General features: G+C 59.6%; 12 protein-coding genes and 1 pseudogene. 8 read left to right on the top strand and 5 right to left on the bottom strand.

Annotated features, from left to right (window positions below):
* Positions 1 to 12: 12 nt before the first annotated feature.
* On the bottom strand, positions 13 to 2,058 hold the full coding sequence (gene tkt / locus PHS32_RS13215; protein WP_301079472.1) for a transketolase: 2,046 nt from the start codon (positions 2,056 to 2,058) through the stop codon (positions 13 to 15).
* 224 nt (positions 2,059 to 2,282) lie between these two features.
* Here tkt and PHS32_RS13210 point away from each other — a divergent pair, with 224 nt between their 5' ends.
* From PHS32_RS13210 to PHS32_RS13175, 8 genes and pseudogenes are all read left to right on the top strand, one after another.
* Complete coding sequence (locus PHS32_RS13210) at positions 2,283 to 3,404, top strand: NADH:flavin oxidoreductase/NADH oxidase (RefSeq protein WP_301079471.1); 1,122 nt, start codon at positions 2,283 to 2,285, stop codon at positions 3,402 to 3,404.
* A gap of 27 nt (positions 3,405 to 3,431) precedes the next feature.
* Positions 3,432 to 3,596, top strand: a pseudogene (locus PHS32_RS13205) (sugar phosphate nucleotidyltransferase); the annotation flags it as partial.
* 135 nt (positions 3,597 to 3,731) lie between these two features.
* Positions 3,732 to 4,151, top strand: coding sequence for a putative toxin-antitoxin system toxin component, PIN family (locus tag PHS32_RS13200; protein WP_301079470.1), 420 nt, complete (start codon positions 3,732 to 3,734; stop codon positions 4,149 to 4,151).
* Positions 4,148 to 4,375 carry a toxin-antitoxin system HicB family antitoxin gene (locus tag PHS32_RS13195; RefSeq protein WP_301079469.1) on the top strand — a complete coding sequence of 76 codons (228 nt, stop codon included), beginning with the start codon at positions 4,148 to 4,150 and terminating at the stop codon, positions 4,373 to 4,375. Before PHS32_RS13200 ends, PHS32_RS13195 begins: the two co-directional genes overlap by 4 nt.
* A complete protein-coding gene (locus PHS32_RS13190; protein WP_301079468.1) occupies positions 4,372 to 5,757 on the top strand; it encodes an aminopeptidase P N-terminal domain-containing protein in 1,386 nt (461 codons plus the stop codon). The genes PHS32_RS13195 and PHS32_RS13190 overlap by 4 nt, the downstream gene beginning before the upstream one ends.
* A gap of 10 nt (positions 5,758 to 5,767) precedes the next feature.
* Positions 5,768 to 6,445, top strand: a complete 678-nt coding sequence (locus tag PHS32_RS13185; RefSeq protein ID WP_301079467.1) for a methyltransferase domain-containing protein — start codon at positions 5,768 to 5,770, stop codon at positions 6,443 to 6,445.
* A gap of 158 nt (positions 6,446 to 6,603) precedes the next feature.
* A complete protein-coding gene (locus PHS32_RS13180) occupies positions 6,604 to 6,900 on the top strand; it encodes a hypothetical protein (RefSeq protein ID WP_301079466.1) in 297 nt (98 codons plus the stop codon).
* 24 nt (positions 6,901 to 6,924) lie between these two features.
* Positions 6,925 to 9,444 (top strand): glycosyltransferase family 41 protein, encoded by a 2,520-nt coding sequence (locus PHS32_RS13175; protein ID WP_301079465.1) that lies wholly within the window; start codon positions 6,925 to 6,927, stop codon positions 9,442 to 9,444.
* 55 nt (positions 9,445 to 9,499) lie between these two features.
* Here PHS32_RS13175 and PHS32_RS13170 read toward each other — a convergent pair whose 3' ends face one another.
* The 4 genes from PHS32_RS13170 to PHS32_RS13155 form a co-directional block, all read right to left on the bottom strand.
* Complete coding sequence (locus PHS32_RS13170) at positions 9,500 to 11,083, bottom strand: O-antigen ligase family protein (RefSeq protein ID WP_301079464.1); 1,584 nt, start codon at positions 11,081 to 11,083, stop codon at positions 9,500 to 9,502.
* A 238-nt stretch (positions 11,084 to 11,321) separates the two neighbouring features.
* Entirely contained in the window at positions 11,322 to 11,738 is a 417-nt protein-coding gene (locus PHS32_RS13165) for a pilin (RefSeq protein ID WP_301079463.1), read from the bottom strand.
* A 185-nt stretch (positions 11,739 to 11,923) separates the two neighbouring features.
* Positions 11,924 to 14,254: an ATPase, T2SS/T4P/T4SS family gene (locus tag PHS32_RS13160; RefSeq protein WP_301079462.1), complete on the bottom strand. Its 2,331-nt coding sequence runs from the start codon at positions 14,252 to 14,254 to the stop codon at positions 11,924 to 11,926.
* Between the two features lie 142 nt (positions 14,255 to 14,396).
* Positions 14,397 to 14,987, bottom strand: coding sequence for an FHA domain-containing protein (locus tag PHS32_RS13155; protein ID WP_301079461.1), 591 nt, complete (start codon positions 14,985 to 14,987; stop codon positions 14,397 to 14,399).
* Between the last annotated feature and the right edge of the window lie 43 nt (positions 14,988 to 15,030).

Here is a 15,030-nt window from a genome sequence, read left to right as displayed (position 1 = left end):
ACTGAAGTGTTGCTAGGCCCGCAACACCTTTTCCACCGTATCGGCCACATTCTTCGGGGTAAAGCCGAAGAGCTCGAACAACACCGGCGCCGGCGCCGACTCGCCAAAGCTGTCGATGCCGACGACGGCGGCGCAACCGTACTTCCACCAGCCTTCGGTCACACCCATCTCGACCGCGATGCGCGGCACGCCGGCCGGCAACACCGCGCTCTTGTAGGCCGCGCTTTGCCGGTCGAAAGTGGTGTTGCTGGGCATCGAAACCACGCGCACAGCGATCTTGCGGGTGGCAAGGAGTTCCTGCGCCTTGAGCGCCAACTGCACTTCGGAGCCGGTAGCAATGATGACGGCCTGGGTCTTTTTCTTCAGCCCCACTTCGCTCGGCTCGGCCAGCACATAAGCGCCCTTGCTGATGTCGCCCAGACCCGCCTTGGGTGCGTAACAGAGGTTCTGGCGCGACAGCAGCAGGGCCGTGGGCCGGGTTTTGTTTTGCAGGGCCACCGTCCAGGCGACCGCAGTTTCCGCGGTATCGCCGGGGCGCCAGACGTCCAGGTTGGGAATCAGGCGCAGCGAGGCGGCGTGTTCGATCGACTGGTGCGTCGGGCCGTCTTCGCCCAGGCCGATCGAGTCGTGCGTGAAGACATGCACCACGCGCAGTTTCATCAGCGCCGCCATCCGGATGGCGTTGCGGCTGTAGTCGCTGAAGGTCAGGAACGTGCCGCCGTACGGGATGTAGCCGCCATGCAGCGCAACGCCGTTCATGATGGCGGCCATGCCGAACTCGCGCACGCCGTAGTTGATGTGGCGCCCGCCGTTGGCCTGCCCGGTGAAGTCGAAGCGCAGATTGGGCGTGCTCTTGGTGTTGGTCAGGTTGGAGCCGGTCAGGTCGGCCGAGCCGCCCAGCAGTTCCGGCAGGGCGGCGGTGAAGGATTCGAGGGCCAGTTGCGAGGCCTTGCGCGAAGCCACCGTCTCGGCTTTGGTGTGGGCCGCCACCGCGGTGTCGACCGCCACCTGGTTGAAGTTCCTCGGCAGTTCGCCCTTCAAGCGCCGCACCAGTTCCTTGGCCAACTCCGGGTACGCGGCTTGGTAGGCGGCAAACTTGTCCTGCCAGGCTTGCTCGGCAGCGGCGCCGGCGGCCTTGGCGTCCCAAGCGGCGTAGACGTCTGGCGGCACGGTGAATGGTTTGCACGGCCAGCCCAGCGATTCGCGGGTGAGCGCGATTTCTTCGGCGCCTAGCGGCTCGCCGTGGGCCTTGGCGGTGTTGACCCGGTTCGGGCTGCCCTTGCCGATCGAAGTCTTGCAGATGATGAGCGTCGGGGTTTCGCTGGACTTCTTGGCCTCGGCGATGGTTGCGGCCACCAGGGCGGCGTCATGGCCATCGATCGGACCCAGCACGTTCCAGCCGTAGGCGACAAAGCGCAGCGCCGTGTTGTCAATGAACCAGGGCGCTACCGGGCCGTCGATGGAGATGCCGTTGTCGTCGTACAGGGCAATCAGCTTGCCCAGCTTCCACGCGCCCGCCAGGGCGGCGGCTTCGTGGCTGATGCCTTCCATCATGCAGCCGTCGCCCATGAAGGCAAAGGTGTGGTGGTCGACGACGGCATGGCCGTCGCGGTTGAACTCATGGGCCAGCAGTTTCTCCGCCAGCGCCATGCCCACCGCGTTGGCAATGCCCTGGCCCAGCGGGCCGGTGGTGGTTTCCACGCCGGGTGTCACGCCCACTTCGGGGTGGCCCGGGGTCTTGCTGTGCAATTGGCGGAATTTTTTCAGTTCACTGATCGGCAGCTTGTAACCCGTGAGGTGCAACACGGCGTACAGCAGCATCGAGCTGTGGCCGTTGGAGAGCACGAAGCGGTCGCGGTCGAACCAATGCGGGTTGGCCGGGTTGTGCTTGAGGTGGCTGCCCCACAAGGCGACGGCCATGTCGGCCATGCCCATGGGCGCGCCGGGGTGACCCGAGTTGGCGGCTTGCACGCCGTCCATCGCCAGGGCGCGAATGGCGTTGGCCATGGCGGTTGGCTGCGCGGTGTCTTTTGCTTCTGTTTGTGCTGTATCAACCATCTGTGCCAACTCCGGGATAGTTCTGGGTAAGGGTAAACGCGCTATTTTACCGGGGTGTGAAGCGGGCGCTTGCGGTCGCCCGGCGCGGTGCCCTGCGCTGGCATCAAGTCGTCATGGGCTATGCTTGCAATACATTAGCTTTTAATCCAACTTGTCATCCCGGACTCGATCCGGGATCCATGGATTGCGGGTCAAGCCCGCAATGACAACTTCAGGACATTCCCATGAGCAAACTATTTTCCCCTCTGCACTTGCCCTCACCCCGGGGCGGCCTGACGCTGCCCAACCGCATCGTGATTGCTCCGATGTGCCAGTACCAGGCGCGCGACGGCGCGGCCACCGATTGGCATTTGATGCACTGGGGCAACCTGCTCAACAGCGGCGCCGCGCTGTTCACCCTGGAGGCCACCGCCGTCGTGCCGGAAGGCCGTATCACGCCGGCCTGTCTGGGCCTGTGGGACGAGCGTACCGCCAGCGCACTGGCCGATATGCTGAAACGCGCGCGCCAACTGGCGCCGCCGATGGCGGTCTGCATTCAGTTGGCGCACGCCGGGCGCAAAGCCTCCAGCGCCCTGCCCTGGAACGGCGCCCAGTTGCTCGCGCCCGGGCAGGGTGGCTGGGAAACTTTTGCGCCGTCGGCCGAGCCGCATTTGCCCAGCGAGGCAGCGCCCACCGCCATGACCCTGGAGAAGATGGCCCAGACGCGGGACGCTTTTGCGGCGGCCGCGCAGCGCGCCGATGACATCGGCATCGAGGCGGTGGAAATCCATTGTGCGCACGGCTATTTGCTGCATGAATTTTTGTCGCCCATTGCGAACAAACGCAGCGATGCCTATGGCGGCAGTTTCGAGAACCGGATCCGCTACCCACTGGAGGTTTTTGCCGCCGTGCGGAAGGTGTTCGACGGCGTGCTGGGCCTGCGCATTTCGGCCTCCGACTGGGTCGAGGGCGCCTGGGACGTGGCGCAAAGCGCCGAATTTGCCAAGCGCCTGAAAGCCGCCGGTTGCGACTTTATTCACGTCTCGTCCGGCGGCATCTCGCCGGCCCAGAAAATCACTTTGGGCGTCGGCTACCAGGTGCCGTTTGCGCGGCAGATCCGCGCCGCCAGCGGCATGGTGACGACCGCCGTCGGTCTGATCACCGAAGCGCAGCAGGCGGAAGCGGTCTTGCAGGCCGGCGACGCCGATCTGGTTGCCCTGGCCCGCGCCTTCATGTACCAGCCGCGCTGGGGCTGGCAGGCGGCCGCGGCCCTGGGTGCTCAGGTAACTGCCAATCCGGTCTACTGGCGCGGCCTGCCGCGCGAAGCGCAAGCGGTGTTCGGCAAGGTGAGCATAGGCGTGCGATAAGAGCCTTGGTTATGCCGACCACGCGCGTTGCCGCCATGCTGCTGGCCGCTGGCCGCTGGCCGCGGCGAACGCCTGCGCCCGCTGACCGACGCCACGCCCAACCCGCTGCTGACGCTGCGCGGCAAGCCCTTGATGCAGTGGTCCATGGAAGCGCTGTTGCGCGCCGCCATGGACAATGGCCTGGTATCGACGCAACTGTACGATGGCGCCTGGGCCGATGTCGGTACACCGCAGCGACTGGAGCAGTTCAATCAAGGAGTTCGAAGTCTTTCGGGTTTTGATACCGCCAGAGATGCCAAAATGCGCTAAGGAGGGTATCATTGACCCATGATTGTCGTGGATACCAATGTTTTTGTGGGTGCCTGCATGGGCACAGGCGCCTCTGCGCTGATCATCCGCAAATGCTTGAGCCGAGAACTCACGGCGGCCATGGGTTCGGCCTTGTTGCTGGAGTATGAAGATGTCATGTCGCGCAACAGCTTGTTTCAGGGCTGCCGCCTGGACGCCAGCGAACGTGACGAATTATTGGATATATTTCTTGCCCAATGTCGCTGGGTAAAGACCTATTTTTCCTGGCGACCCAATTTGCGCGATGAAGGTGACAATCATGTGCTTGAGCTTGCGGTGGCCAGTGGCGCCAGTCATATCGTCACGTGGAATACGCGCGATTTCGCCGCCATGGAGTTGCGGTTTCCCATGCTTCGGGTTGCCACGCCACCCCAGTTATTGAAGGAGTTGTCATCATGAGTGCATTCACCTTGCGCCTGCCCGATTACAAGCACGAACGACTCAAGGCCATGGCCGAGCAGCGCGGCATGAGTCTGGCTCGACTGCTCGATGAGTTGACCACGCAAGCGCTGGTCGAGTTCGACACCGAGACCCGATTTATGCAGCGTGCCCTGCGCGGCAGCAACCGCGTGGAACGTGGGTTCGAACTGTTGCGCAAGGCGCAGGGGGAGTCCGTGGCATGAGTACTGCACCCTACGCCCAACGCCGCGCCAAGCTGGCCAGCCTGCTGGGACCCAAGGGCCTTGCCATTGTGCCCAGCGCGCCGGAGCAGCAGCGCAACCGTGATTCCGATTTCTTATACCGGCACGACAGTTATTTTTATTATCTGAGCGGCTTTACCGAACCCAGGAGCTGGCTGCTGATCGGCGGCGACGGCACGACGACCCTGTTTTGTCAGCCGAAAGACCTGGAGCGCGAGATCTGGGACGGCTACCGGCTTGGACCGACCGCAGCCGTGGCACATCTGGGAGTGGACGCCGCCTACCCGGTGACCGAGCTCGATGCCAGGCTGCCCGAACTGCTGGATGGACGCGATGCCGTCTGGTACCCGTTTGCCACGCACAAGGCGCTGGAGACGCGCATTGACGGCTGGCTGGGCAGCCTGCGGGCTCGCGTGCGCTATGGTGCGCTGTGCCCGGGGCAGCAGCGCGATCTGTGCGGTCTGCTCGACGAGATGCGGCTGGTCAAGGACAGCCACGAACAGGCCATCATGCGCCGCGCCGCCGAGATCAGTGCTGGCGCTCATGTCCGTGCCATGCGTCTAAGTGCCCGCATGCTGCGCGACGGCCAGGAGGTGCGCGAATACCATCTGGATGCCGAGCTGTTGCACGAATTTCGCCGTCACGGCTCGCAATACCCGGCCTATGGCTCTATCGTGGCAGCCGGCGCCAACGCCTGTGTATTGCACTACCGGGCCGATGCCGGCCTGGTGCGCGACGGCGAACTGGTGTTGATCGACGCCGCTTGCGAGCTCGATGGCTACGCCTCGGACATCACCCGCACTTTTCCGGCCAACGGCAAGTTCAGCGGCCCGCAGCGTGCGCTCTACGAACTGGTGCTGGCCTCGCAGCAGGCGGCGATCGTCGCCACCCGCGCCGGTGCCCGCTTTACCGACCCGCACGAGGCCACTGTCAAGGTGCTGGCGCAAGGCCTGCTGGACTTGGGTCTGCTGGACCGTAACAAGGTGGGTGGCTTGGAGGACGTGATCGAGAAGCGTGCCTACTTCCAGTTCTACATGCACCGCACCGGCCATTGGCTGGGCATGGACGTGCACGATTGCGGTGGTTACATCGAACCGTCGGAGGTCGGCACGGTGAGCGAGCGCAAGGACCCGTTGAGCGGTGAAATCATCAAGGACCGACCCAGCCGGATTCTGCAACCCGGCGTGGTGCTGACGATAGAGCCAGGCCTTTACGTGCGCGCCGCGGAAGGCGTGCCGACACAGTTTCACGACATCGGCATCCGGATCGAGGACGACGCCATCGTGACGCAGACCGGCTGCGAACTTATCAGCCGTGGCGTCCCGGTGACGGTCGCGGAGATCGAGGCGCTGATGCGGGAGTGAGGCCGGGCCTATGATTCTGTTGAACGTCATCAAGAATGTTCTGGGACGCAAAGAGCCCGCGCCAGCAGTTCTGGCGCCCGGCGATGGCGCGACCCGGCGCGTGCTCAATGTGGGCGGCGGCAGTAGGGAGATCGCTATTCCGCAGTGGTACCAAGACTGGACACACCTGCTGCTGGACATAGACCCCTTGACCGGTGCCGACGTGGTGTTGGACGCGCGTCAACTCGGAACCCTGCCAAGCAGCCTGTTTGATGCCGTTTATTGTTCCCACAACCTTGAGCACTACTACCAGCACGACGTCAGCAAGGTTCTGGCCGGTTTCCTGCATGTCTTGAAACCTGACGGGTTTGCCGAAATCCATGTGCCCGACATGCAACAGGTGATGCGCCATTTCGTCGAGAACGGTGGTGATATCCATGGCATTCTGTACCAGTCACCCGCCGGACCCATATCCGTCCATGACGTCATGTATGGCTGGGGAAAACAGATCGCTGCCAGTGGCGTCGATTTTTACGCCCACAAGACCGGGTTTACACCCAACTCCTTGCGCCAGGTGCTGCTGGCGGCGGGCTTTGCCGAGGTCTGGCTGAATGCCTCGAACACCGAGTTTGCTATCGGCGCCCTGGTATTCAAGCAAGCGCCGACAGCGGCGCAACGGTTGCTTCTGAATCTGCCTCCTTCCCAGTGACTGTGAGTTCCATTGAACTGACAGCCTTGCCGTACCGTACGCCCTTTCAATGTCTACGTAGCAATTGCAGATAGCATACGTGCATGTGTGCGATCGAGTGCAGCCGGGCTCGGAGCGTCGTCGTTTTTCAATTTGTCAAGATGAAAATAGGATTTTGTATGCTGTTTAAATGGTTTGATGCAAAAGCCGCAAACGAATTCGGTGCTGAGTTGGCTCGATTTTTTATCGAGAGAATGCCACTGGACACGCACAGAGACGAAAAAAAATTCGCCGTCAAAACCAGCGGCATCCTTGGCAAGCTGAGTCTTCGCCTAAGCCAGTTCAAGGCTGCCAACAAGTTGAACTTTTATACCAAGGCCCAACTTGCTAACAGCTTCAAATGGACCCTCAAAGATGCCGGGTACGACGCTAAATACATTGACGATCTGACTGAGTGGCTGGTAAAGCAGCTGTAATCACCTCACCTCAATTTGACCAACATGAGTAAATGGTTAGGCCGTTTTTTCTTGGGCAAGAAAGCCGGCGCCGACGTCGCTGCCGCAGCACCGCTTGCCAATTCCGATGCATTGGCCGAGAGTGTTGCGCAAAGGCGGCGTGGCAATCAATTCCTGGACAGCGGTGACTTGCATAGTGCCATCGATTGGTACCAGAAAGCTGTAGCTTCAGACCCCAATTCCGCAGACGCTCATATCAGTTTGGGGTTTGCGCTCAAAGAGCTTGGCAAGCTGGAAGCGGCCCAAGAAGCGCTCGATTCGGCGGTAAAACTCAAGCCCGATAACTTTGATGCGGTCTATCTGCTCGGCCAGACCTTTGATGAGTTGCGTCAGTTTGAAAAAGCGGCAGAGTATTTTCAGAAGGCGCTGGACCTGAGACCTGCTTTCGAGCCCCTTTATGGCGAGTTGTGCCACGCATTGTTTCAAATCAAGGAATTGAACAGGGCTCGTGAGCTGATTACAAGCGGCATTCAGCGGTACCCGGAAAACGCATCTTTTTCACTGTTTTTGGGCAACCTCTATTCGTTTATGGAGGAGTGGCCGCAGGCCCGCAGCTGTTACGCAGACGCGCTGAAGGTGGATCCCAATCTGGTGCAGGCGCATACCAATTTGGCAGCGGTATTTCGGGCGCAGGGAGATCTTGATTCGGCGGCACAACATGTGCAATGTGCACTGGACACGGATACAGCTTCACCCGACGCGCACGCCGGCCACGCTGCCAATCAAGATGCGAAGGGAGATCTGAAGGGTGCGCTGGCGAGCTTCGAGAAGGCGCTTGATCTGGATGCCACGCACGTTGTCTCGTACCGGGGCAAGGGCAATGTCTTGCTAAAGATGGGAGAGCGAGAGGCCTCCATTGAGTGTTTCGACACGGCTTTGGCGATTGAGCCGGATTCGGCTGAAACCCATCGGGACCTGGGCCTTGTCTATCTTGAGCTTGGCAAACACCGGGAGGCGGAGCAGCACAGCAGACAGGCCCTCACGCTCAGGCCTTTGTATCCGAGCGCGCTGACCAACCTGGGCAATGCGCTGCTCGCCATGGGGAACTTTGCGGAGGCCGAGAAATACCATCTGGCCGCCCTGGAGATCATCCCCGATTGCGACGTCCTTCTCAGTAATCTTGGAGGGTCGCAGTGGCGTTTGGGGCGATTGCCGGAAGCCATAGAGAGTTTTCGTCGCGCCACTGAGGTCGGTTCGGAACCTGCGGCCTGCGGCGGCAATTTGCTCTACAGCAATCTTTTGTTTGGTCTGAGTCACAGTGAGGAGCACGATGCTCACGCATTGTTTGCTGAACACCGCCGCTTTGCTGAAAAGTTTGAGGCGCCGTTACGCAGCACTTGGCCTGCGCACGTCAACGCCCGCCAACCTGATCGTAAGTTGGAGATCGGATTTGTCTCCGGCGATTTTCGAAGTCATGTGGTAACCCAATTCGTCGGGCCGGTCCTGGAGCGTTTGTCGAAACATCCCGAGTTGTCATTGCACGCCTACAACAACAACGCGGCCGAAGACAGCGAAACCCGGCGTCTGAAAGGATTTTTCGAGCACTGGCACAATGTGGTCGGGCTTCCGGATGCCGTTGTGGCCAAGCAGATTGGCGATGATCGCATCGATATACTGATCGATCTGTCTGGCCATACTGCCTTGAACCGGCTGCGCACGTTGGCCCACAAACCGGCACCGGTGCAGGTAAGTTGGCTGGGTTACCCCGGCACCACCGGCTTGCAGGCCGTTGACTACTACCTGGCAGACCAGCATGTGCTACCAGTCGGGCAATTTGACGATCAGTTCTCCGAGTGCATCGTTCGCTTGCCCGCCCTGGCTCCGTTTCAGCCAAGCGACGTTGCCCCGCCCGTCAAAGCCTTGCCTGCGCTGAGCAATGGCTTTCTCACCTTTGGCAGTTTCAATCGGCCCAGCAAGATCAATCGCACCGTGGTTGCCTGGTGGGCCGAACTGTTACGGGCGTTGCCGAACGCCAAAATGCTGATTGAGGGTGGAGCCGAGGATGGGCAATGTATGCAGTGGCTGGCGCAGGAAGGCATCGCGCGCGAGCGAGTGCACTGGCATGGCCGTGGCGGATTGAAGGCCTACCATGAACTGCATCACCAGGTGGATATTTGTCTAGACACTTTTCCATACAACGGGGCTACCACCAGTTGGAGTGCGGTGTGGATGGGCGTGCCGACCCTGGCCTTGGCTGGTAGCACGCCAGCGGGACGCTATGGTGCGGCCATCATGGGGCAGTTGGGTTTGAACGCGTTTGTGGCCAACGACCAGCAAGATTTTGTGCGCAAGGGGGTCTACTGGGCAGACCACTTGGCTGAGCTGGCTGATTTGCGCGCGGGGATGCGGGAGCGTTTTAGCCAAAGCGCTGTGGGCCAGCCGGGCCTGATTGCGGCCGCACTGGCCGATGCCTTGCGCACCATGTGGCTGCGTTGGTGTAGCGGTTTACCAGCAGAGTCCTTTGTGGCATCAACACCGGCGGACAGCCAAACCGGAGCAATCTGAGGTCATGGGGCGTCGCTCCGGTCGCCAAGGGTTCGCTCGAAACCTGGAGAACGCGTCAGGGCGGCGTGGCAACTGAAGCTGAATCCGGCCAGGGAAGCGCTGCCAGCTCGGGATGCTTCAGCGCTTGATCAGCCCAGTACCTCCTAACAGCTTGGCATTGCGGCTGGGGCTCGATCCAGCACAATTTTTCCAGCCATTGCCGGGCCTCAACCGGTTGCTTGTTCAGCGCCAGTGCCAGCGCAAGTTTAGGGATGGTGGCGCCACCCGGGTAGGTACTGGCAACCCTGTGCATCCAGTCCAGATCATGGGCACTCATGCCACTGGTTGGTTCAAACCGCGACAGGCTAATGGCTTCCCGCCACTGTGTGAGCAGCAGAACATCCGGTGGTTTGCCTGGGCTCTCGGTTTTGATGCGGGCCTGTTCAAAACGCAACTCCTGGTAGCTGGTCTCTACCCTTAAGTAGTCGTGGATGATCGTCGTCAGCAGCGCAACGGATACCAGGCATGGCAAGATCAGGCTCCAGTGGCCGGTCAGCACGATGGGCCGGGAATGGAGTCGGACATTGAGGGCGCCCATGATCAGCCCGGCAGGCAGTAAAAAGTAGGCGTAATGCAAAGGCAGTTCCAGCAGGGCGTGATTGCCGACCACCAGCAAAAAAAGCAACAATACTGCGTCTTCCGCACGGCTGACGGCGCGTAGCCGAAGCCAGAACCAGCGTACCAGGTAGAACGATACCAGTAGGCCCACCGGTATTCCGCACCACAAAATGAGATCAAGAAAGAGATTGTGCGAGTGAGCGAGGAGAAGTTGAAGAGGAGGGCGGTTGAGAGCCACCGTCAATTGTGCAAGGCCGACTTGATTCCACCCATAACCGAGCACCGGATGTTGCCAAGCAGCATCAATAAGTATCGACCAGATCAGCGGCCGCAGCTCGCTGGCAATGCGGACCGCTTCGCTTGCGCCTGCCTGTTTGCTCAGCAGCAGAGCCTGACTCAACCAATCCAGCGATAGGGTACAGACAGCGAAATACAAGGTCAGCCCCGCAGCAAGCCAGGGCCAGAGCCGGTCAGGCCACAAACGGCGCCAGAACCAGCTCGCCAAGACCAGCACACCGACCGCAATCCAGGCAGACCTGGACTGCGTGAGGGCAAGGCCAAACAGCATGTACAGTGCAACAAAAAGTGCCGTCCCGATACCAATGTGGCGGCGAAGCAGCCCCCAGACGACAGCCAACAGGCCCCACAGCAAAAATGTAGCCAACTGGTTGGGCTGGCCAAAATTGGCGAACGGTCGGCCATTGCCGGTCCCCATCGACCAGGCATCCAGTAAATCGAGTGCCAGCCACTGGTGCAACTGCAAAGCTACTGACAGCAATGCGGCCATGCCAATCGCCAGAAACAAGCCATCGGCCAGTTGACCCGGGCTGGCCGACTCCCAGCGTGCACCGGTTAACAAGGCCAGCAGGAAGCCGATCAGGTAGGCGCTGCTGATCCAGGCGGTGCCGGACAATAGCACCAGACCAAAACCGTACTGTAGAACGGGAACAAGGACCAATGCTGCGACCGTCAACGTGATGCCGTGCCAGACTACCGGTCCGGTTGCACGAAAAATCACAGTGATCGAGCCAAGCGCCAGCACGCTGGCTATCCACGCGTCCATGTGAAAACTTGACCAGGGTGGCTGATGGTTGGGCAACAGCCAGCCCGCCGCCAGCGCGAAGGCCCAGCCAATCAGCCAAACAGGCGTCATGACTTGCTTGGTCGTTGCGGTCATCACATCAACGGATCAAAACCAAAGGGGCAAAAGAATTTAAAGTATATAAAAAAAGGCCCCGGAAGGGCCTCTTTTTAGAAGTAAGTATCTTCAACTCTACAAATCAACCCTGGCAGCTTGCCGGACGGTATTTTGCCGGAATCGTGCCGCTGCAAGTCCAAGCAATTTGACCGCTGGTCAAGACAGCCTTCAGGGTAATGGTGCTGGTGCTAATGTTCGTATCACCCGTGGCCGTGGCGGTAATATTCGTTCCGTCCCACGCGACACCGCTGACGTATTTGGAAACCTGGCTATTAATGGCCACTGAAACAGTGCCGGCGGCAGGCAATGCGCCATAGCTGGCCGCCGCTTCCGTGATCGATGTCTTTGCACCAGACGCGGCAAGAATCACCTCAGTCACCTTGGCCCGGGTGGTGTAATCCTGATAAGCTGGCAAAGCCACCGCCGCCAAAATGCCGATGATCGCAACCACGATCATCAATTCGATCAGGGTAAAACCCTTTTGCATAGAACGCTTCATAAATAGCTCCTTAGTTAACAACAAAAACCAATGACGGGACAGGGGTTAAAAGCAGATTTCATGCCATCCATTTTTGCTGGCGAATAGGCTTGTTTTGCGACGGAATTTGGGAAATCCGAAGAAATGAGGCGCATAAACTGACAAAATTTGTCACGGCTGACACTTTTGTCGCCAAGCATCGGTGGCTATTTGATGCAAACCGATCTGACCATCTTGATGTCGGTCAGGCCCATCATGATCTTTTCCATGCCGTCCATCTTCAGGGTGCGCATACCGCCTTCCACTGCGGCGGCAAAAATCTCAGCCACGCGGGCACGCTCCTGGATGAGTTTTTTGATGTCGTCCGAGGCGATCAGCAGTTCGTGCAGACCGACGCGGCCTTTGTAGCCGGTTTTATTGCACTTGTCGCAACCCACGTGGCGGTAAAACCTGAGTTGGCCGTCCTGAGCGTAAGTCTTGTGCCAGCCCTCGATCAATTTCTTGATTTCGCCTTCATAGTCAGCGACCCAGGCCGCCGAGTGTCGGAGTTCTTCGGAATATTCGATTGCAAAAAGGCGCAATTCCTCCGCATCAGGCACATAGGATTCCTTGCAATCGCACAGCTTCTTGGCCAGCCGCTGCGCCAGAATACCCAATAGCGCATCGGCAAAGTTGAAGGGGTCCATGCCCATGTCCAGCAGGCGCGTGATGGACTCGGGTGCCGAGTTGGTGTGCAGGGTCGAGAACACCAGGTGACCGGTGAGCGAGGCCTCCACACCCATCGCCACCGTTTCCTTGTCTCTGGATTCGCCGACCATGATGATGTCGGGATCGGCCCGCAAAAAAGCCCGCATGACGAGCGCGAAGTCAATGCCGGCCTTGCGGTTGATCTGGACCTGGCGCAAACCTTTTTGCGTGATTTCCACCGGGTCTTCAGCCGTCCAGATTTTGGTTTCCGGCGTATTCAGGTGCTTCAGGATGGAGTGCAGCGTGGTGGTCTTGCCGGAGCCGGTGGGGCCGCACACATAGAACAAGCCATAGGGTCGCTCAATGGTGCGAATGACCCGCTCCTTGTTGTGCGGGGTCAAGCCCAGCTTGTCCAGCGGAATCGGCTCGCCGGCAGCCAAGATACGCATCACCACGTCTTCCACGCCACCGGCGGACGGAATGGTGGCAACCCGCAGTTCGATGTCCAGCGGGCCATATTTCTTGAACTTGATCTTGCCGTCCTGCGGCTTGCGACGCTCTGAAATGTCGAGGTCGCACATGATCTTCAGACGGGTCACCATGGCCTGGCGAAAATGCGCCGGCACTTCGACATAGGGTTGCAGGGTGCCGTCAATGCGAAGCCGGATGCCGGTCTTGAGTTTGCCCGGCATCGGCTCGATGTGAATGTCGGAGGCCTTTTGCTGGTAGGCATCGATGATGACCTTGTTGACGAACTTGACCAGTTCGTTGTCGGCCGCCGCCGATTCCAGCGAGTCGTCGTTGCTGCCATCATCGAGCGCACCAACATCCATGTCGGCCAGCAATTCGTCGATCGAACCACCCTCTACCCCGACGCCAAATATTTGTCCCAACGTTTCCGCAAACTCGATCTGGGTGGTGACCCGGTAGGCAAAGCGGGTGATGCGGGGAAAAACTTGCGGTACCACCCGGGCGTTGCGCGTCGCTTCCGGGTCCAGGCACATGACGACCAGGCCCTCCGGCGACTCTTCCAGCGGAATCCAGCCCTGCTCTTCGATGAACTCGCGTTTGAGCGAACCATGAAGCATTTCCGAGCGAATGCGACCCGGGTTGAGCGGTTCATAGGGCACACCAAAAAACTTGGCCAACGAGGGACCAATTTGTGCCGGGTGAACCTTGTAACGGGTGATCAGAAGTTGCTCCACCGGTATGTCTTCGTTGCGTGCCGCCAGCAGGCATTGCGCAAGTTCGTCCGCCGTCATGACACCATCAGCCACCAAGCCATCGTACTTGGTGGCCTTGCGCCGGGCATTCTCGGCCGCCTTCTGGACGCGTTGCCGAATGGCGACCGCCAGCGTTTTGCAAAGTTGCGAAACACCCTCGACTTCGAGCTCGTTGAAGGGTTGGTTGCTTTTGTTGTTGATGACCTGCAACACGCCATGCAGCGTGCCGCCTTCAAGAATCGGGGCTACCAGCATCTGACGGGTTCGATAGCCTGAGCGATGGTCCACCTCCTTCAGAAAGGTGAGTGCCGGATGGATTTTTTTCAGTGCCTGGTCGTCGTAAACGTCCGAAAGGTTGAGCAACTGCTTGCTAAAGGCGACGTAGCCGGCAATGCTCTGGGGCGTGATCGGCAGCTTGAGTTCGCGACTGCTCTTGAGGCCGGTCTTGACCTTGGAGACGATGGCGGTCTGGTCTTCGTTGACGGCATAGAGAGTCAGTCGTTCGGCATTGAACAGCTTGCAGATATCCTGACTCGCCTCCAGCATGATCTGCTCAAGGTTGTCGGTTTCGTGAATGCGGGCGGTTACCTGTTGAAGCTGCTTGTAAAAAAAAGCTTCAAACGTCATACCCTGCTTATCGGCAGGCGAAGTTCCAGTCTCGGAAGATGTGTTCCTGGGATTGCTCTGCAACACCGGGGACTTTATTGCTTCACCCATGACGCAAACTCCTGACGCGTGCGCAAACAGCGAAGGTGGTGTGCACGGTAAATCAGGTCTGGATGAATTGCATCTGGGTACCTGCCAGTTCGATCAGGTCGCCGCTTTTCAAGGGCATCGGCTCGGCCCCGATGGGAATCCCGTTGAGCGCCGGGCGGCCCGCGCCTTCGACATGGTGGACCACAAAACTGCGCTGGCGACGGGTAATCGCGGCAACTGCGACACCCGGTTTTCCGATGGTGGTTACTTCCTTGGTCAAGGGCACCTGCCGGCCTGCCGCGGCACCTGACAGGACCTTGATCGCCGCCTGGAGGTCCGCTGCCTCGCCCGTCAGGGAGGCGGCACTGTCTTCGGCCGCTTCGTTGACAAACTGGATTTGATATTTGCCGACCTCTATGGTGTCCCCATCCCGAAGCAACTGCCTCTTGGTGGCCTTGCCGTTGACGTAAGTGCCATTGGTACTGTTAAGGTCTTCCAGATAGACCTCGCCACCCGCCATCTGCAATACGGCGTGCTCGCCACTGACGGCCAGATTGTCAATCACGATATCGTTATAGGGTCGCCGACCCAAGCTGGTGCTGTCCTTTGTCAATTGGACTTCCTTGATGACAACACCGTCGATCGACACAATCACTTTGGGCATGACCGACTCCTGATACTGAAACTAGTGGTTGAAGTTCTCATGA

Source organism: Rhodoferax sp., from assembly GCF_028714215.1.
In the GTDB taxonomy this organism is placed as follows: Bacteria; Pseudomonadota; Gammaproteobacteria; order Burkholderiales; family Burkholderiaceae_C; genus Rhodoferax.
This window is presented reverse-complemented; position numbering and strand designations above follow the sequence as displayed.